The organism is Algoriphagus lacus (assembly GCF_003583985.1).
Lineage (GTDB): Bacteria > Bacteroidota > Bacteroidia > Cytophagales > Cyclobacteriaceae > Algoriphagus > Algoriphagus lacus.
This window is the reverse complement of record NZ_QXML01000002.1, coordinates 22,666-41,281: the sequence shown is the minus strand read 5'-3', so window position 1 is coordinate 41,281 and position 18,616 is coordinate 22,666. Positions and strand designations below refer to the sequence as shown.

General features: G+C 45.9%; 18 protein-coding genes. 14 read left to right on the top strand and 4 right to left on the bottom strand.

Translation table 11 applies throughout. The features are described 5' to 3' along the window. Positions 1-187: 187 nt before the first annotated feature. The 9 genes from D0X99_RS04330 (at position 188) to D0X99_RS04285 (ending at position 11,337) form a co-directional block, all read left to right on the top strand. A complete protein-coding gene (locus D0X99_RS04330) occupies positions 188-2,020 on the top strand; it encodes an ABC transporter ATP-binding protein (protein WP_119476446.1) in 1,833 nt (610 codons plus the stop codon). Between the two features lie 30 nt (positions 2,021-2,050). Continuing rightward, a complete protein-coding gene (locus D0X99_RS04325; protein ID WP_119476445.1) occupies positions 2,051-2,419 on the top strand; it encodes a hypothetical protein in 369 nt (122 codons plus the stop codon). Positions 2,420-2,481: 62 nt separating this feature from the next. Next, positions 2,482-4,020 (top strand): YifB family Mg chelatase-like AAA ATPase, encoded by a 1,539-nt coding sequence (locus D0X99_RS04320; RefSeq protein ID WP_119476444.1) that lies wholly within the window; start codon positions 2,482-2,484, stop codon positions 4,018-4,020. A gap of 29 nt (positions 4,021-4,049) precedes the next feature. Continuing rightward, positions 4,050-4,919, top strand: coding sequence for a restriction endonuclease (locus D0X99_RS04315; protein WP_119476443.1), 870 nt, complete (start codon positions 4,050-4,052; stop codon positions 4,917-4,919). A gap of 103 nt (positions 4,920-5,022) precedes the next feature. Continuing rightward, positions 5,023-5,334, top strand: a complete 312-nt coding sequence (locus D0X99_RS04310) for an HNH endonuclease (protein ID WP_119476442.1) — start codon at positions 5,023-5,025, stop codon at positions 5,332-5,334. Between the two features lie 738 nt (positions 5,335-6,072). Then, on the top strand, positions 6,073-7,395 hold the full coding sequence (locus D0X99_RS04300) for a Zn-dependent hydrolase (protein ID WP_119476440.1): 1,323 nt from the start codon (positions 6,073-6,075) through the stop codon (positions 7,393-7,395). Positions 7,396-7,579: 184 nt separating this feature from the next. Further along, positions 7,580-8,773: a glucuronyl esterase domain-containing protein gene (locus tag D0X99_RS04295; protein ID WP_233553643.1), complete on the top strand. Its 1,194-nt coding sequence runs from the start codon at positions 7,580-7,582 to the stop codon at positions 8,771-8,773. Between the two features lie 162 nt (positions 8,774-8,935). Further along, a complete protein-coding gene (locus D0X99_RS04290) occupies positions 8,936-10,537 on the top strand; it encodes a DUF7133 domain-containing protein (RefSeq protein WP_233553642.1) in 1,602 nt (533 codons plus the stop codon). A gap of 53 nt (positions 10,538-10,590) precedes the next feature. Then, entirely contained in the window at positions 10,591-11,337 is a 747-nt protein-coding gene (locus D0X99_RS04285) for an MBL fold metallo-hydrolase (protein WP_119476439.1), read from the top strand. Positions 11,338-11,410: 73 nt separating this feature from the next. On the opposite strand, the gene D0X99_RS04280 is transcribed toward D0X99_RS04285, so the two are convergent. Both D0X99_RS04280 and D0X99_RS04275 read right to left on the bottom strand, forming a co-directional pair. Further along, positions 11,411-12,244, bottom strand: coding sequence for an MBL fold metallo-hydrolase (locus D0X99_RS04280; protein ID WP_119476438.1), 834 nt, complete (start codon positions 12,242-12,244; stop codon positions 11,411-11,413). After that, a complete protein-coding gene (locus D0X99_RS04275; protein ID WP_119476437.1) occupies positions 12,241-12,633 on the bottom strand; it encodes a PAS domain-containing protein in 393 nt (130 codons plus the stop codon). Before D0X99_RS04275 ends, D0X99_RS04280 begins: the two co-directional genes overlap by 4 nt. Before the next feature lie 302 nt (positions 12,634-12,935). Here D0X99_RS04275 and D0X99_RS04270 point away from each other — a divergent pair, with 302 nt between their 5' ends. From D0X99_RS04270 to D0X99_RS04260, 3 genes are all read left to right on the top strand, one after another. Beyond that, positions 12,936-13,376: a DUF2214 family protein gene (locus tag D0X99_RS04270; protein WP_119476436.1), complete on the top strand. Its 441-nt coding sequence runs from the start codon at positions 12,936-12,938 to the stop codon at positions 13,374-13,376. A gap of 135 nt (positions 13,377-13,511) precedes the next feature. Continuing rightward, positions 13,512-13,937 (top strand): hypothetical protein, encoded by a 426-nt coding sequence (locus D0X99_RS04265; protein WP_119476435.1) that lies wholly within the window; start codon positions 13,512-13,514, stop codon positions 13,935-13,937. 2 nt (positions 13,938-13,939) lie between these two features. Continuing rightward, positions 13,940-14,347: a hypothetical protein gene (locus D0X99_RS04260; RefSeq protein ID WP_147392184.1), complete on the top strand. Its 408-nt coding sequence runs from the start codon at positions 13,940-13,942 to the stop codon at positions 14,345-14,347. Between the two features lie 22 nt (positions 14,348-14,369). Here D0X99_RS04260 and D0X99_RS04255 read toward each other — a convergent pair whose 3' ends face one another. Both D0X99_RS04255 and D0X99_RS04250 read right to left on the bottom strand, forming a co-directional pair. Continuing rightward, positions 14,370-15,689, bottom strand: a complete 1,320-nt coding sequence (locus tag D0X99_RS04255; RefSeq protein WP_119476433.1) for an acetylxylan esterase — start codon at positions 15,687-15,689, stop codon at positions 14,370-14,372. A 63-nt stretch (positions 15,690-15,752) separates the two neighbouring features. After that, complete coding sequence (locus D0X99_RS04250; protein WP_119476432.1) at positions 15,753-16,844, bottom strand: 6-phosphofructokinase; 1,092 nt, start codon at positions 16,842-16,844, stop codon at positions 15,753-15,755. A gap of 193 nt (positions 16,845-17,037) precedes the next feature. Here D0X99_RS04250 and D0X99_RS04245 point away from each other — a divergent pair, with 193 nt between their 5' ends. Together D0X99_RS04245 and D0X99_RS04240 are read left to right on the top strand one after the other, a co-directional pair. Further along, a complete protein-coding gene (locus D0X99_RS04245; protein WP_119476431.1) occupies positions 17,038-17,988 on the top strand; it encodes a polyphosphate kinase 2 family protein in 951 nt (316 codons plus the stop codon). Between the two features lie 181 nt (positions 17,989-18,169). Continuing rightward, the gene (locus tag D0X99_RS04240) at positions 18,170-18,601 is read left to right on the top strand and encodes a hypothetical protein (protein WP_119476430.1); all 432 of its coding nucleotides are present in this window, start codon (positions 18,170-18,172) and stop codon (positions 18,599-18,601) included. Positions 18,602-18,616 lie beyond the last annotated feature (15 nt).

Below are 18,616 nucleotides of genomic sequence, written 5' to 3'. Positions count from 1 at the left end.
CGAATCAGTCTCATTAATAGTTCTATTTCCCCAGATCCAGAAAAGATTGCTTCGAAAAGTATTTCTATCACTAGATCACCGCACTCCAACCAGCCCCTCGTAATGATGAAATGAACTTCGATTTCAAACAAAAACCTGTGCAATCAATTTTCCGTAACTTGCAGGCTGATTCACTCTGATTCTTTAGATGCAAACCTACCTTCGGATTCTGTCTTACGCCCGTCCATTTGGCAGATTCGTTCCCTCCTATATTTTTTACACGCTCTTTTCCATCATTTTTGGCCTGATCAACTTTACCCTGCTAAAGCCGCTTTTTGATGTAATCTTTGAGCAGGTGGAGCCGGAGGCTTTGGAAAAATACCGCGTCCTTCCTCCATTCAGTTTCTCCGTGGACTATTTCACCGGGCTATTCAACCATCAGTTTCTGAGCGTTCAGGATGACTATGGAAAGATGGGGACCCTGATTTTCGTCTGCATCATCATCGTGATTTCGGTCTTCCTGTCCAACCTATTCACCTACCTTTCCGGAGTAGTCCTGGCCAAAGTCCGCGCCACCGTGATCAAAGGCATGCGGATGGACATCTTTCAAAAAGTCGGTGGCCTTCACATCGGATACTTTTCCAATGAGCGCAAAGGCGATCTAATGTCCAAAATGACCAACGATGTGCAGGAAGTGGAAAACACCATCGTTCAGTCGCTCCGGGTGGTTTTCCGCGAACCGGCTACCATTATTCTCTACTTCTCGGTGCTGTTTTTCATGTCGGTGAAACTGACCTTATTTACAATTCTGATTATACCGATTTCGGGAGCCATCATCGGAGGCATTACCCGCCGGCTGAAAAAGCGGGCAGTTCAAAGCCAGCAATCTCTCGGACGGATTGTCAATATTCTCGATGAAACCTTGGGAGGCATGCGGGTCATCAAAGCCTTCAATGCAAGTCGGTTTGTGGAGAAAAAGTTTGACGTGGAGACGGACTACTATTCCCGGGTAAATGTCAGCATGGCCAGGAAAAATGAACTGGCCTCTCCGATTTCCCAGTTTTTGGGAGTCAGTGTAGTGGCCGGGATCCTCGTTTACGGTGGCAGCCTGGTGCTAAGTGGAGAATCCGATCTGAGTGCCTCGGACTTTATTACCTACATCATCATCTTTACCCAAGTCCTCAATCCTGCCAAAGAAATCTCCCGGGCAGTATCCAGCATTCAGCGGGGAATTGCCTCTGCCGAGCGGATTTTCGAGGTTGTGGATACCGAAAGCCAAATCAAATCCCCGGCTAATCCAAGGAAACTTTCCGGGTTCCAACATACCATTGAATTCCAAAACGTGTCTTTTGCCTACGAGGACAAACTGGTATTAAAGGACATCAACTTCAAGCTGGAGCGTGGGAAAACCATCGCTCTAGTCGGGCCTTCCGGAGGGGGAAAATCCACTTTGGCGGATTTGGTTCCCAGATTCTATGACCCAAGTTCGGGGGCAATTTTGCTGGATGGCGTTGATCTGAGAGACTTTGTGACGGAAGACCTGAGAGGATTGATGGGGATCGTGACCCAGGAATCGATCCTTTTCAACGATACCGTTTTCAACAACATCGCATTTGGAATGGAGCACGCCACCGAGGCTCAGGTGATAGAGGCGGCGAAAATCGCCAATGCCCACAACTTCATTTCCCAACTGGAAAACGGCTACCAAACCTCCATCGGGGAGCGGGGATCCAAACTTTCCGGAGGGCAAAGACAACGGCTAAGCATCGCCCGGGCAGTGTTGAAAAATCCTCCAATTCTGATCCTGGATGAAGCTACTTCGGCCTTGGATTCCGAGTCGGAGCTGTTGGTACAGGAAGCATTAACCAAGCTCATGACCAACCGGACTACGCTGGTGATTGCCCATCGCCTGAGCACCATTCAGCATGCGGATGAAATTTTGGTCATCGAAAAAGGCCAAATTGTACAACGGGGCACGCATACCGAACTGATGGCCTTGGACGGCATCTACCAAAAACTGTCAAGTATCCAATCCGTTTGATTAAATTGGTTACTACTAATTGACATCCTTATGAAAACCATAGCCCACTACCTACAACTGGCAGTTTTGATCTTCTTCCTGTTGTTTTTGATCTTTTTCCTTTCCTTCAATGTGTTGGGGTCAACTTTTGGAATGGATCCATTGACTCCGGAGTCTATGGTCAAGGTGTTTCTGACTGGGTTTATCCTGTTTTTGGCCGCATGGGGTGCAGGTCTGATTCACAAAAGCAACCTGAATGACCAGATCAAAAAAATGCAGACTGAAATGAATGAGTTGAAAGCCAAACTCTACGATTTTGAACATCCCAAAACGCCTCAGCCCAGCAAACCTGTTCCTCAAAAGAATCAGGAGGAAAACCCCGGAATCCTACGGCCACGCCAAAATTTCACGGATCAATAAAGATTTAATTTTCACAAACGAGTAAATTGAGGAGACCAAACGTCTCCTTTTTTTATTGTCCTATGGTAGCAAAAACTTTTGGAAGTGCCGTCTCCGGCGTGGATGCAAACTTGATCACAATTGAAGTAAATGTGGGCCAGGGCACCAGTTTTTTCATGGTAGGACTCCCCGACTCTGCGGTCAAAGAATCCCAACAACGTGTGGAATCTGCCCTGAAGTATTTCAATTACAGAATGCCACGTCAAAAAGTAGTCATCAACCTTGCCCCAGCTGATGTCCGAAAGGAAGGCTCAGCCTATGATTTGCCCATTGCCATGGGAATACTTCAGGCTTCTGAACAGGTCAATTTTCCAGAACTCGACCGCTATGTGATCATGGGCGAGCTCTCCCTCGACGGAAACCTCCGGCCGATCAAAGGCGTGCTCCCCATTGCGATTGAAGCACGAAAACGTGGATTCAAGGGCTTCATCCTTCCGCTGGAAAATGCCAAGGAAGCCTCCATCGTCAACAACATCGATATCATCGGAGTGGAGACCATGGATCAAGCAGTGGATTTCCTGCAAGGAACACTTGCCATCGAGCCCCTGGTCACCGATACCCGGGAGATCTTTTACCATTCTTTGGACCAAAGCGAATTTGACTTTGCCGATGTGCAAGGCCAGGAAAACATCAAACGGGCCATGGAAATCGCAGCTGCCGGAGGTCATAATGTGATCATGATCGGGCCTCCCGGTGCAGGAAAAACCATGCTGGCCAAACGCCTGCCTTCGATATTGCCTCCACTCTCCCTGCAGGAGGCTTTGGAGACGACCAAGATCCATTCCGTAGCCGGAAAGCTCGGAAGAAATGCCTCGCTCCTTGCTCAACGTCCTTTCCGCAGTCCACACCACACCATTTCGGACGTAGCGTTGGTCGGAGGCGGAGGCAATCCCCAACCGGGAGAAATCTCCTTAGCACACAACGGGGTGCTTTTTCTGGATGAACTTCCCGAATTCAAGCGGACGGTTTTGGAAGTCATGCGCCAACCGCTAGAGGAGCGCAAAGTCACCATTTCCCGAGCCAAAGTCTCGGTGGACTACCCCGCCAACTTTATGCTGATTGCCAGTATGAATCCCTGTCCCTGCGGCTACTATAACCACCCCGAAAAGGAATGCGTCTGCGGCCCCGGGATAGTGCAGCGCTACCTGAATAAGGTCAGCGGGCCACTGCTCGACCGGATCGACTTGCATGTGGAAGTGACCCCGGTGAAGTTTGACGAGATGACCTCCACCCGCAAAAGCGAATCCAGCAAAGCCATCCGGGAGCGGGTGATCAAGGGAAGGGAAAGGCAAAAGTTACGGTTTGAAAACAATCCCGAAGTGTTCTGTAATGCCATGATGCCTTCGCATATGGTCAAGGAAGTCTGCCAGATCAACGAAGCTGGCAAGGCTTTGCTGAAAACTGCCATGGAGCGACTTGGACTTTCTGCCCGGGCCTACGACCGGATCCTGAAAGTAGCACGCACCATCGCCGATATCGCCGGAAGTGAGGCTATTAAAGTGGAGCATTTGGCAGAAGCGATTCAGTATCGGAGCCTGGATAGAGAAGGCTGGGCGGGATAAAATAGGAATGAAAAATTTAAAACTATAAAATGAAAAAAAGGAAAGGTCAATCAGAGTTTGTCCAATGGTTTGGGCCATTATTAGATGCACTTAGAGAATTGGGGTATTCAGGCAAACCAAAAGAGGTTTCAGAAAAAATTGCTCAGAATTTAAATCTGAATGAATCCTTCCTTAATGAAGCTTTGAAATCCGGAGTGAATAGATTCCATAACCAAGTTGCTTGGGCTCGTCAATACCTTATTTGGGAAGGACTTTTAGATTCATCCGAAAGAGGAACTTGGAAATTGACCGAAAAAGGAAAGAATACACATTTAACCCCAGAAGAGTCCCGAGAAATCTTTTTAAAATGGGTGGAGGTCAATCAAAAAATAAGAAAAGACAAAACCAAAACTGAAATTATTGAAGACCAAGAGGAAGAAGGTCCAGATAAAGTTGAAGTTTCAGCTGAAACCAATTTACTCTCAGTACTAAAATCTCTATCTCCGTCAGGATTTGAAAATGTTTGTAAAGAATTACTTAGGGAACATGGCTTCCAAAATGTTGAAGTGACCGGAAAATCCCACGATGGAGGCATCGATGGATTTGGAATATTAGAACTTAACCCTTTTGTGAGTTTCAAAGTAATTTTTCAATGCAAGAGATATGAAGGCGCGGTTTCAAGAGCCCAAGTGGGTGATTTTAGAAATGCTATGTTAGGTAGGGCTGAAAAAGGAATCATTCTCACTACAGGAACATTTTCCAGAGAAGCAGAAAAGGAAGCTTCAAGAGATGGGGCTCCACCAATAGAATTAGTGGACGGGAATAAACTTATCCAAATGTTTGAAATGGTCAAGCTGGGCCTAAAGCCAAAAACTGTCTATGATGTGGATTTAAATTATTTTGAAAGGTTTAAAGAATAATGCCCAATTAGCTTTTCCAATACTTTCTTCTCCATTTTAGGAAGAATTGCGAATTGAATGATTTTAAAGACTTATAAAAAGTCCAAAACTAAGAGATAAATAAATGGCTAATCGCTGGGGCATTCCAAAAGAGGTTGAAGAATTAGTAAAAGCAAGGGATTTAAGTTGTGTTTATTGCGGAATTTCCTTTTTGGAACCTGATGGCTCTACCAAATCAAAACCATCATGGGAACATATCATCAATGATATCCGAATCAATGGACCTGAAAATATTGCACTTTGTTGTCGCTCGTGTAATTCAAGTAAAGGTCCTAAGGACTTAGAAATCTGGCTAGAAAGCAGTTTTTGTAAGAAAAAAGGAATTGATAATTCTACTTTGGCAACTGTAGTTTTGGATCATTTGAAAAGAAAATAATGCCCTCAACACCATTAAATCAAAACTATTCAAACACATTTTGCTACTGGTAAGGGCTATTCCTACTTCCCACCTAAGCGTAGATTTCATCTCCGCTTTTTTTTCAGTGAATTTCTAATTCCATTTCCCATCTCTTCTTACCTTCTGAAGTCCAATAAAGTACCTTTTAGGTCCAGTGTTGACCTTATTTACCTCAAGCTTGAACCTTTTTACTTCAACGTTTAGGCTTTTTGCTTCACCATTGAGGTTATTTTGCTCAAACTTGAGCCTTTTTACTTCAGTGTTGAACCTTTTTACTTCAACTTTGATGCTTTTTGCTTTACCATTGAGGTTATCTTCCTCAAGCTTGAGCCTTTTTGCTTCAGTGTTGAACCTTTTTACTTCAATGTTCAGGCTTTTAGCTCCAACGTTCCAGCTTTTTACCTCAAGCTTGGACCTTTTTACTCCGAAGTTGAGGCTTTTTGCTTCGAAGTTGAGGCTTTTTACTCCAATGTTGATCCTTTTTGGTTCGGCGCTGAACTTATTTACTTCAAGCTTGGAACCCCACGGAGTGTAGTTTGAGACTACACCTTTTTATTTTTTTGAATTTGTAATTCCCCACATAAACAATCTCCCACCAAATTCAAACAAGGGTCCATATGGTCAGTGGGTCTGTCTGCTGGCTTGACTCCAGGCTTCCCAAGCCTTCGTTTTTCTTCAAAAATTCCTACCTTATTCCTTCACCTAGCGCTATTCCTCATGATCCGAAGAGACTTTTTGAAGAAATCTGCTTTGGCGAGTCTTGGCCTCACGGCCTTGGGCTTACCCATCCTTCAGGCGAATCCCTTTTTCGCCAATCTCCCCAAAGTCAATCGACAGCGGATTGTGGACCGAATCGCGGAGCTGGCAAAATTCGGTCAGGATGAACGGGGACATGGGTTCCGGGTAGCCTTCACTCCCGGGGATGTGGAGGGAAGAAAATGGATGATGGGTTTGATGGAAAAAGCCAGCTTGAATCCCCGGATTGATGCGGGTGGAAATATCATCGGGAGACGGGAAGGAAAAAATCCAGCCTTGAAACCCATTGGCTTCGGCTCGCACATAGACATGGTTCCGGATGGAGGAAATTACGACGGAACCTTGGGAAGTTTGGCTGCTTTGGAAGTCATCGAAATCCTGAATGAAAAAAAGCTGGTGACTGAACATCCATTAGAGGTGATCATTTTCGCCAATGAGGAAGGAGGATTGATCGGCAGCAAAGCCATGGTGGGTAAACTTAGCCCCGAAGGATTAAAGCAAATCAGCCAAAGCGGCTTGGTGATGGCAGAAGGAATCCGCACCATCGGAGGAAATCCCGAGGATATCCGAAGTGCCGAGCGTAAAAAAGGAGACCTCCACGCATGGCTGGAATTGCATATCGAGCAGGGAGGAATTCTGGACGCTGAAGGCCTGCAAATCGGCGTGGTGGAAGGAATTGTGGGGATTTTGGATGTGGAGGTAATTGTGGAAGGCTTTTCCAATCATGCCGGCACCACTCCCATGAAATTGAGAAAAGATGCGATGCTCGCGGCCTCCAAACTCACCGTTGCGGTAAATGAAATCGTCACAGCTATGCCCGGCAATCAGGTGGGAACTGTTGGAAAAGTCGAGGCACATCCAGGAGCCTATAACGTCATCCCCGGCAAGGTGATTTTGGGTCTGGAAATCCGTGATTTATCCTTTGACAAAATCGAACAAATCCTGGCAGCCATCGAATCCGAGGCCCAATCTATTGCCAAAGAAACCCAAACCAGCATCGCTTTCCATCGGGAGCCCAGCTTCAATTTGCCCGCATTGACGGATGCTTCTCTTAAACAAAAAATCAATGCAGCTGCTATGGCCCTCGGGCTCCAAACCAAGCACATGCAAAGCGGGGCAGGTCATGATTCCCAGCAAATGGCCTTGATCGCCCCTGTGGGGATGATTTTCGTGCCCAGTGTAGGAGGTATCAGCCATTCGTTTAATGAATTTACCAAGGCAGAGGATATGGAGAATGGTGCCAATGTACTGCTCCATACTGTTTTAGCCTTGGATCAGGAGTAGATTTCTATGGTCAGATGGTTCTAAATAAAGGTTAAAAGTGTTTAGAAATGATTTCCTTACACATGCCCCACCAGGAATCAATAAGTTTAATTTCATGGAGTCAATTTCAATTCTTTTGCTTTTCAAAAAGCTTCAAATCCAGGAAATGAAGAAGCAATCCAACCTTCCAAAAAAATCAAAACCTATGAAATCAGTCCTTTCCTTTATCCCATTCCTGATTCTTCTTGCATCGCCAATCACTTTATCCGCCCAGCAGGAGGTGAATTACGACGAATCAAAAGTCCCCAATCTGATTCTTCCGGATTTGTTTGTGGACTTTCAGGGAAACCGGATCACCACCGCGGAAGCCTGGGAATCCAAGCGAAGACCCGAACTACTGGGATTGTTTGCTGAGCATGTCTATGGAAAACTACCGACGGATTTTGATGAGCAGATTTTTGAAGTGGGAGAAATTGACAATCATCTCCATGCCGGATACGCCAACCTGAAAACGGTAAACATCACGGTCATCAGAAATTCAAAATCTCAGGATATCCGCTTAAAGATTTACTTTCCAAAAACCGGAAAAGGCCCCTTCCCGGTTTTTCTCCTGATCAGTCACCGGGATGTGGAAGAGATCACCGGCAATCCCGAAAACCAGTTTTTCCCTGTCCAGCAGATTGTATCCCGAGGTTATGCAGCAGCTATTTTTGACGTGGAAGATGTATCTCCGGATGACAAGGCCAGATTTACCGAGGGGATATTGGATACGCTTTACCCCGAACAGCTCGCACTGTCGGACGGCATGCGGGGATTGTCTGCCTGGGCTTGGGGAGCCATGAGAGCGATGGATTATTTTGAAATCGATGAGGCCATCGATTCCAAAAGAGCCACAGTTGTGGGACACTCCCGAGGAGGCAAAGCGGCCTTGTGGTGCGGAGCCAACGATACCCGTTGGGCTATTACTGTTTCCAATGAATCCGGTTGCGGTGGAGCAGCATTATCTCGGCGAAAGTTTGGTGAGACCGTAGCGCGTATCAATACCACCTTCCCCTATTGGTTTACCGACAATTTCAAAAAATACAATGGTCTGGAGGAAAACCTACCTCTCGATCAACACCAATTGATTGCTTCCATAGCGCCTCGGGCAGTCTATGTCGCCAGTGCGATGGAGGATAAATGGGCTGATCCCAAAGGCGAGTACCTTTCCCTGAAACTGGGGTCGCGAGTTTATTCCGAAATTTATCAAGTCCCAATCACCCTTCCGGATCAATACAACTATTCCCTCCACACGCTACACCAAAAATCCGTCGGCTACCATCTCCGGGAAGGAGCCCATGACCTGACCGGCTACGATTGGGGAAAAATCCTGGAATTCGCCGATTTGCAGTTTGACTAGAAAAAAGAAGTTACCCCCTGGAAATTCAATCCACTTTTACCTGAATTGTAAAGCTTACTATGCTGATCTGCTCTCCAAACGGTTGAATTCCGTTCGGGCTTAAGCTTTTACTTTTCACACCAAAATTCCTTACTTTCAGGAGGTTACTTTTCAATTAATTCTATGGCAAACCACCTTACGATAATTCGAAATTTTATACCTGCATTTGGATTGGTCCTTATGATGGCAGCAGGTTGCAGCAGTCCAAAACCCGAGGCATATCTGGCCTACGAGGATACCACAGCCGCCGTCTACGGGCCCTATCGGGTGATCAAGCTTCCGATCGACAAAGGCGTAAAAGTCCTGAATCCCGTACAAATCTCTCAGGGGCCGGGCGGGAAAATCTTCGCTGCCAACCAAAGCGGAGAACTCTACACCCTTCAGGATTCGGACGGAGACGGTCTTGAAGATGAGGCGCTCCTTTTTGCAGACCTCAACGAACTTGGGCTAGTTTCCCCTGCTGGATTTGCACACAAAGGAGATACCGTGTTTGTGGGTACGAGAAGCGAAATCCGCGCTTTCCGGGATATCGACCAAGATGGAAAAGCCGATACTTCCTGGACTTTTTTCAACAAAATCCCGGTCAGTGAGCACCCCTATGAATGGACAAGCAGTCTAAATTTTGGTCCGGATGGCTGGCTGTATTTTGTCCTGACAACTGACTCCTTTAATCCCGGTGCATCACCTGACCCTGAAGGGCTCAGAGGATCCATCCTGAAAGTCTCACCGGATGGACAGCAGTACGAAATCGTAGCAACCGGAATAAGATCGATTCACGGTATGAATTTCAATCCTGACGGAGAACTGTTTTTTGCAGATAACAAGGGGGGAGGAAATTCCACCGAGGAACTGAATCTGCTTCAGGCAGGAAAGTTCTACGGCCACAATCCCAAAAAATACGAAGGTAAATATGACACCCTTACCCCACCTGTTTTTTCACTGGAAAATGAAATTGCCCCTAGCGGTATTGAATTCAATTCGGCAGAAAATGATTTTGGAGGTACAGGAGGAAATCTTTTTGTGGCTTTTTACGGTCCGGGCGAACGATGGAATCGGGGCGGAATCGGCAGGGTGAAAATCGAAAAAACTGAGCAGGGATATCAGTTTGAGGAATTTCCGGTCGCGGACATTCCCAAACTCTCGGATTTGACATTTGGAAAAGACGGATCCCTTTATTTAGCCCAGCACGGGATTTCAGATTACTGGTACAATCCAACCGAGGAAAAAACCGGAGCCTTTTACAAAGTTATTTATGATCCGGATTTGGTTGGAAAGCATCCCGTTAAAAAAGAAATCAAAGAAGAAAACTTTTCCAACGCTTCGCTCGAAAATGGCAAGCAACTTTTTGCCATCCGGGCATGCTCAGCCTGTCATGGAGTGGATGGAACGACCGATTTGATCGGGCCGAATCTGAAAGGTGCCGGGAAGGAATTTTCCCTGGAAGAGTTTTTGGAAGAAATCAAAGAACCTTCCAAGCGAATAAAACCCAGCATGATCGCCACCAGGATTACCCTGAAAGACGGGAAGGTTCTCTTGGGTCGAGTGGTATACACCGATACCAACCAGGTCTCCATCATGCTTGTGGGAAATCAGGTTGTGCAAGTGCCCAAATCAGAAATTCAATCCGCAGAGGACGAGTTGAAATCCCTGATGTATGAGAATCTTTTGGCGGGGCTTTCCGAGGAGGAGATCAAAAATCTGTTGAATTACCTTTCAAGTCTTTGATAAGCGGAAAAACAGATCGAGCATCCCGCTGTTTTCTTTATAAAAAATTGCAAATGAAGAACCTGACCTTTTCTCTTGTATTCTCAGCCTTGGCTTTTTCTGCATCGGCACAGGATGTCATTCCTGCCAAGGGAGGCGATATCTCAATTAAGCCTATCCTTCATGGAACATTGGTTCTGGAATACCAAGACCTGACCATCTACGTAGATCCATATGGCGGTGCCGGTAAATTTTCCGGACAGAAGCCTGCCGATTTGGTGTTGATTACGGATATCCATGGAGACCACCACAATCAGGAAACTCTTGATGGACTCGACCTTAGCAATACGATCGTCGTAGCTCCGCAGGCTGTGGCAGATAAGCTACCATCCGGCAAGTACAAAGCCATCGAAGTCTTGGGCAACGGGCAGACGAAAACACTTTTGGATGCGAAAATTGAGGCAATCCCGATGTACAATATTCCAGAGACGGCCGACAGTCGCCATCCCAAAGGTCGGGGAAACGGCTATGTGGTGACATTGGGAGGAAAGCAAATCTACCTATCGGGCGACACGGAGGACATTCCTGAAATGAGAAGTCTGAAGAAAATCGATGTGGCCTTTGTCTGCATGAATCTTCCTTTTACCATGGATGTGGAGCAAGCGGCCAGTGCAGTTTCGGAATTTAAGCCAGGTATCGTTTATCCTTATCATTACCGAGGCGGAGAAGGCCTGAGTGACACTGAAAAGTTCAAAACCCTTGTCAACGAATCTGCTCCTAAAGTTGACGTGAGACTGAGAAATTGGTATCCTGAAAACTGATTTCCGTTCCAAAATGAAAAACCAGGCGAAGAATCAATTCTTCGCCTGGTTTTTTTGCACTCCTGAAAAGTCCTTACAACTCGTAAACGTTCCCTTCTGCACACATCTCCACCTCAAAATCTAGCTTTTGATTTTGAAGGGCATCTTTCAGGATTTGGTCAATTTGCTCATCAGTACGTGTTGGCTCGTGGTGAAATACAGCCAGCTTTTTTACTTCGCACATTTTGGCAAAGGCTATGGAGTCCCTCACTGTGCTGTGTCCCCAGCCGAGTTTAGGGGGATACTCCCTTGCGGTATAGCCCCCATCATGCAAAAGCAAACTAGCGCTTTTTGCGATTTCAAAACCGGAAGTCCACTCTGGGTCATCGGGGAAATTGCAGGAACCGAGTTGCAGTTCATGGTCTGGTAAATAGGCTAAAACGGAATTTCCTACAGACAACCGATACCCCAAGGTAGGTCCGGGATGACAGATGTATTCACTGTGGATTTTTACCTGATCAATAAAAAAATCCTCATTGTCCAGCTCGTGAATAATCGGATGATTGGGCAAATCACCGAGTCGTACCGGAAACAACGGAGGAGAAAAATACCTCCTCAGTCGGTTTAAAAGAGGCTCCCCACTGGCAGAAGGCCCCCAGAGGTGAACATTCACATTGGGATTGTACATGGGGAGAAAAAACCCAAGTCCCATGGTATGATCGATGTGCAAATGTGTCAGCAGGATATGTATCTCACGGACCTCAGGCCCCAAAAATCTACCCAATCGCTGAATTCCAGATCCCGCATCGAGGATGATACAAGTATCTCCATGAGTAACCTGAACACAGGAAGTATTCCCTCCATAAATGTAATTTTCCGGGCCGGAAGATGGCAATGATCCCCTGCATCCCCAGATTTTCACTTTCATGATTCTGATCTCCAAAACATCGCCATTGCACCCAAATACCGGTTGGGCCTTCCTTCGATCGGAAAGGCTGTGACCGTAATCAGCATCCGCTCACCTTTCAGGTTATCAATATAAAATGACCCATTTGCGGGCCTCCGCGTGGTCAAGGTCTGAACCAAAGGCAAATCTTCCGGGGGAATTGGATTACCATGGGCATCAGATGGGCGAAAAACCGTTGCCCATTCCTCTACCCGCATTCCACCGGTATCGCCAAATCGTAATCCAAAAATCCCCTCGGCTGGCTCATTGTAAAAAAGCAGGTTTCCTTCAGGGTCTACCAAAAAGACAGGCATACTGAGGCTATCACCAAACTGCCTGGCCAGAATCAATTCAATAGGTTGTGCTGGCATATCATACAGGGACTATGTTATTAACAAGGATAAGTTAATTCTTTTTTGACAGAAGGAGAACTGGCTATTATTATTTCATGAATCGATTTGAATAAAAAGGATTATCCACAATCTTTCAGATAACGATAGATCCGATTTGATTTGGAAACACTCTTCTGTTGCCGATTGGGTAGAGACGGAGGCGTCTTATTTCGAAATTCATTCCTGAGATGATTTGGTTTATCTTATGATTTGGGATCGTCAACTAGTGGATCCCTCAAAACCCATTTACCTGAGAAATCAGAAAAAGCAATCAACCTCAAATGATGACCGAACTACTCCTTCGATATGTCCACTTCCTCAGCGTTTTTGCCATTGTTGGTTCTTTGGTCGCTGAGCATCTTTTACTGAAACCCAATCTGAGCAGGAAGGAGATTACCCGGATTTCCAAAATTGACGGGATCTACGGTATTGCCGTGCTAATCTTGTTGGCAGCAGGACTGACACTTTGGTTTGGAGGTCACGGAAAACCCATGGAATTTTATTCCAAAAACCCGGTTTTCCATACCAAACTTGCCCTTTTTGCTGGAATCGGGCTATTGTCGATTTATCCCACAGTCTTTTTTTTCAAACAGCGAAAAGGCAGTCCGAGTGATAAAATTGCTATTCCAAAGTCATTGATTTGGATGGTCCGCTTGGAGCTTTTGCTTCTGGTCATTATCCCGATTCTGGCCGGAATGATGGCAAAAGGCATTGGATTATAAAGCCGCTACCCCTACCTTAATTTCTTATTGGAAACTTATACCTTTTGGTAAAAAATCAGCTTTCCCAGTAGGCATATTTGAAAAACTTAAGGGAGTTGCATCCCGTACGAAACTCCAAACATTTCTTTATTAGACATGCATAAACTCCTTTTTCTACTTGCATTTTTTCTTGTTGTAAGCCCAATCGTAAAAGCCCAAAACCAAGAAAACAAAATCCTGATCGAAGAATACCTCCGACAAAGTGAAAATCAGAGAAAAACCGGTTTGATCATGTTGGGTGCTGGTTTGGGATCAGTTGTAGTAGGAACAATACTGTTTGGAACTGGATGGTCTGATGGAAGTGATGTGGCAGTGGGTTCAGGAGCAATATTGTTCACGGCAGGAAGTATTTCCACATTAGTCAGCATCCCCATTCTCATCAGTTCGGCCTCCGTTGCTCGAAAAGGGGCAAAATTAAGCATGGGAACTTCCAACATTTCCAGCGTACAGTCTTCCGGTTTTTCTTCTCGTGCCTATCCGGTGCTGAGTTTTTCCATTCCCTTTAATTCTCAGAACCCATGAAAATGAAAACTATATGGCTTTCGCTGATTTTGGTTGGTATCATTTTCCAAGCCAATGGACAATCCACCAAGCCATCTTCCATCCAAATGGACCTGATCAAGAAAAGTGACAACCAATACAAAACCGGGTGGATCCTCCTTGGAACTGGGGCGGCACTTTCGATTACGGCAATTGCCATTCCCAACACCTATGATTATAATGACGGATCAAACAATGATACCGTTAGGGCTTTATTGGGTTGGACAGGTTTTCTTTCCATTGGAACCAGCATTCCGTTTTTCCTCAGTGCGGGCCAAAATGCCCGAACTGCTGCCAGACTGAGTCTTGAATCCCAAGCTTTGATGCAACCCATTCCTTTTCCAGGCCAACCCAATGCTTTTCCCTCTTTAAGCCTGAAAATCCCGCTTTGAGGATTTTCAGGCTTTATAGCGTTTATTTTTGCAGCTTCTCAAAAAGCCAGTTATCGGTTTTTACACCCTGTTCCGGATAAGTCCAATGTCCCGTTTCGGGGATTACAAAGACTTCCTTGGGAGCGTTGATCTGATTATAGGCTGAATAGTAAGAGGTTGGTGGACAGGTATCGTCATTGAATCCCCAGGAATAGAACCCCGGAGTCTTTAGAATCCTGGCAAAATTTACCACGTCGTAATAACTGATGGTCTCAATCGCTTCAGGGAAATTATAATAATTGAGATTATTACCCGTGAAAATATGAGGCCATCCCCCAGCCCTTCCATTCAAATATCCAGTCATATCGCTGAGTGCGGGATATAAAGCCACCAAATACTTGACTCTGGAATCCAATGCAGCGGTTACTATGGACAGAGCACCACCTTGGCTTCCGCCCTGAACGGCGAGATTTTCCCCGTCGTATTGCGGCAAGGACACCAAAAAATCCACCGCTCTGATGCAGCCCAAATAAACCCGCTTGTAGTAGTAAGTGCCCTTGTCCTGGATGTTGAACATTGGATAGCCGCTAAGCGCTCCCGCAGCCAAATTGGTATAAACTTCCTGAGGCATGTCGATCGGAATCCCGTGAATTCCGATTTGAAGGACGATTGCTCCTTTGGCAGCCTTATTTAGGTCCCCTGCATAGGGTCTTATTCCTGCACCTGGAACCTGCAAAATGGCAGGATACTTTTCTCCCCCTTTTGGCACAGTCAATACCCCGTACACCCGGCTGTTACCCACATTTCGGAAGTTGACGTGATAAACATCCACAGCATCCGTGCTTCGCTCCGGCATATGCATCATTTTGGATTCCAAGGGAATTTTAGCCAAATCAGCTTTTCCTGCATTCCAGAAAGCCTCAAAATCGGCAGGCATTTTCACGGTAGGCTGGATTTTTTCAGGCTCAAACGCGGCTGTTCCCAAGCCGCGGTATTCCTTCCCGTCGATTGTTGCAAATACCTCACATCGGAGAAATCCGGGAGTTTTCATCCCTGAAGCAGAAATGGTGGCTTTTCCCTCTTTCAACTCCAAAGGCCCTTCCTGGATGGGGCTCATTTTCTCTTCCTTGACAAAATAGCGGACATTTTCAACGTCAACGGGCCGACCGGATTGGGTGACCGAAACGATGAATTCCACCTTTTCACCGACTTGGTAAACCCAATCCACTTTATCCGGCGAAACCGAGATGTCGAGGTATTGCTTTGGAATCTGGGCGACTGAAAGCTGGGAGAAGCCGATCAGAAGAATCAATAAGCCAAGGAAATTGAGCTTTTTTGAAGATTTGGAAGGATAGTAGGTCATGTGGGTTTTAATTATCGATGTGGTAACTCCTTTGGTTAATTTTAACTAGAACTAGGAATCAGCTTAATCTCCGAAGGAAATTCCAAGGCCTTTGGCAGCTTGAACCAGAGTCCCTTTTGGATCCACGAAATTGTATGCACTGATTGCTTCGGCAATCGGAACGGAGGTGTAGTCGTTGTTTTTGAGTACAACCAATTCCCCGAATTTCCCATCCAGGATCAACTCCATCGCCTTTACTCCAAAAACAGAAGCAATCACGCGGTCAAAGGCTATCGGAGTTCCTCCGCGCTGGGTATGCCCCAGTACCGTTTCACGGATATCTGCCTCCACCCCTGCGTCCTTCAGCTGTTGACTAAGTGTAAAGCAAACTCCGCCCAATCGGACAGCATGCCTTCCCAATTCCCCTTGAGTCGATGTGATACTTCCCTCTTTGGCAAATGCTCCTTCAGCTATCACAATATTCACAAAACCTCTTCCCTGATTGTATCGGCCTTTGATCCGATCAATGAGGATATTCAAATCGTAGGGAATCTCAGGGATCAGGCAAATTTCGGCACCACCAGCGATGGCGGTATATAGCGCAATCCAACCTGCATTTCGACCCATCACTTCCATGATCATGACCCGTTGATGGCTGGCTGCTGTAGTTACCAGACGATCAAATGAATCAGTGGCAATCTGAACTGCGGTCTGAAACCCAAAAGTAAAATCCGTCGAGTTGAGATCATTGTCGATGGTTTTGGGCACCCCAACAACAGGCATTCCTGCTTCAAACATCGCCTGGGAAATCGCCTGGGAACCATCACCGCCAATATTGATCACGGCATCAAACCCATGGGATTTCAAACGATCCACCAGCCAAGGAATCCGGTTAACAGTTTTTATCGTTCCATCCGCTTGCTTTTCCGGGTAGTTCATCGGATTTCCCTTGTTGGTGGTGCCGAGTATGGTTCCACCCCTGACATGAATTCCGGCTACCGTTTGCTCATCGAGTTTGATCAGCCGGGTGGGTTCATCCATCAGTCCGTTGAGGGCTTCAAAGCTTCCCCATACCTCCCAATCTTTCTCATGGGCAGCCCGCTTTACAATTCCCCGGATCACAGCATTCAAACCGGGACAATCTCCACCTCCAGTTGCGACAAGTACTTTTTTCATTCTTGTTTAAAAGTTTATAAAAGAAATTAAAGCTAAGCTTTTATTCATTTTAGTCTAGTTGACAGGGAATTCTATCTGTTAATTACTTAACTTATTTATTCAAAAAACCACAAATCCCGAACCTTTCCTCAGGGTAAAGGAATCTGGAATTGCCGCGTACAGAAATAATTTTTCAAACAAACATTCCGGCATCATGCTAAACCACGAACAAGAAGAAAACATATCAGAACTTAAAAATCTGAGTAAAAAAGAACTGATTAAGCGGGCGAAGAAATTTGCCAAACGCTACTGCGTAGGTGATGGAAAAAAATTCAAACTGAAAGATTATCCTACCAAGCCCAAAATGAATCTGGGCCCCGAGGATAAGCCCATGGTAAAAGAGGCACTGGAGACCGGTGTCGAGGCACTGGCTGCCTTGCAGGATATTCTCTATGCCCAGGATCGTTGGTCATTGCTGGTCATATTTCAGGCCATGGATGCAGCCGGCAAAGATGGGGCTATCAAACACGTCATGTCCGGAGTCAATCCCCAGGGTTGTCAGGTTTCTTCATTCAAAGGACCGAGCGCGGAAGAGCTGGATCATGACTACCTCTGGAGATGCAAAAAACACCTGCCTGAGCGCGGAAGAATCGGGATTTTCAACCGCTCCTACTACGAAGAAGTCTTGGTGGTCCGTGTCCATGAGCAAATCCTAAGCAGTCAAAAACTCCCTGAAAAACTCATCACCAAGGACATCTGGGAAGAGCGATTCAAGGACATTCGGAACTTTGAAAAATACATGCACCGGAACGGGACGATTGTGATTAAAATCTTCCTGAATGTCTCCAAAGACGAACAAAAAAAGAGATTCATTGAGCGGGTGGATGATCCTTCCAAAAACTGGAAGTTCAGCGCTGCCGATGCCCGTGAGCGCGCCTTTTGGGATCAATACATGGAAGCCTATGAGGACATGATCAAAAATACCTCAACGGATGAGTCTCCTTGGTATGTCATTCCTGCTGACAACAAAGCTTATGCACGGATTGCGGTGGCTTCTGCGATCATCAGTGCATTGGATCAGATGGATCTCGAATATCCAAAAGTCAGTAAAGAAAAACTGGCTGAGCTTCAGGACATCAAACGTGCCCTTTTGGAGGAAAAATAACCAGCTGAATCTGAATCTTTCAAAGCTCTCGGGGGACTGTCTCCGGGAGCTTTTTTTTGAAAAAATCAAAGCCTCCAAAAAATTAAAATGACGAAAATCAGCCAGTTACATGACCTACCGAGATAATCAAGGAATTCAAACGAATTAACTTACCTAAAGAAAGTATAAATCTCCTCCAACCATGAAAGTATTGATCCTTGTGCTAATCCTTAGTTTGGGATTGATTCATCCGGTTTTAAGTCAGGAAGTAGATTCTTTATCCCAAAGAGAAACCTTGCTTGAACTGAGCAAGAAGCAAAAGAAAACAGGTTTCATCCTATTAGGCGGTGGAGTCGGAGCGGCAGTCATAGGCGGCGCCTTGTTTGCAAGTAATTTTTGCCTTTTTGGTGGATGCAGTTCCCAACAGGACGCATTGGCCGGCACCGGTGGAATTCTATTCATTTTGGGGGTTGGCTCAGCAATAGCCAGTATACCGGTACTGATCAATTCAGGAAAAACAGCCAGACGCGCAATGGAACTCAGTGTCAAATCATCCCCCATCTACCTTCCTCCAAAATCCCACAATGGCCCTAAGTCTTACCCCGCATTGCAGCTTTCCATTCCTTTGAATTAACAAACCAAAATAAAC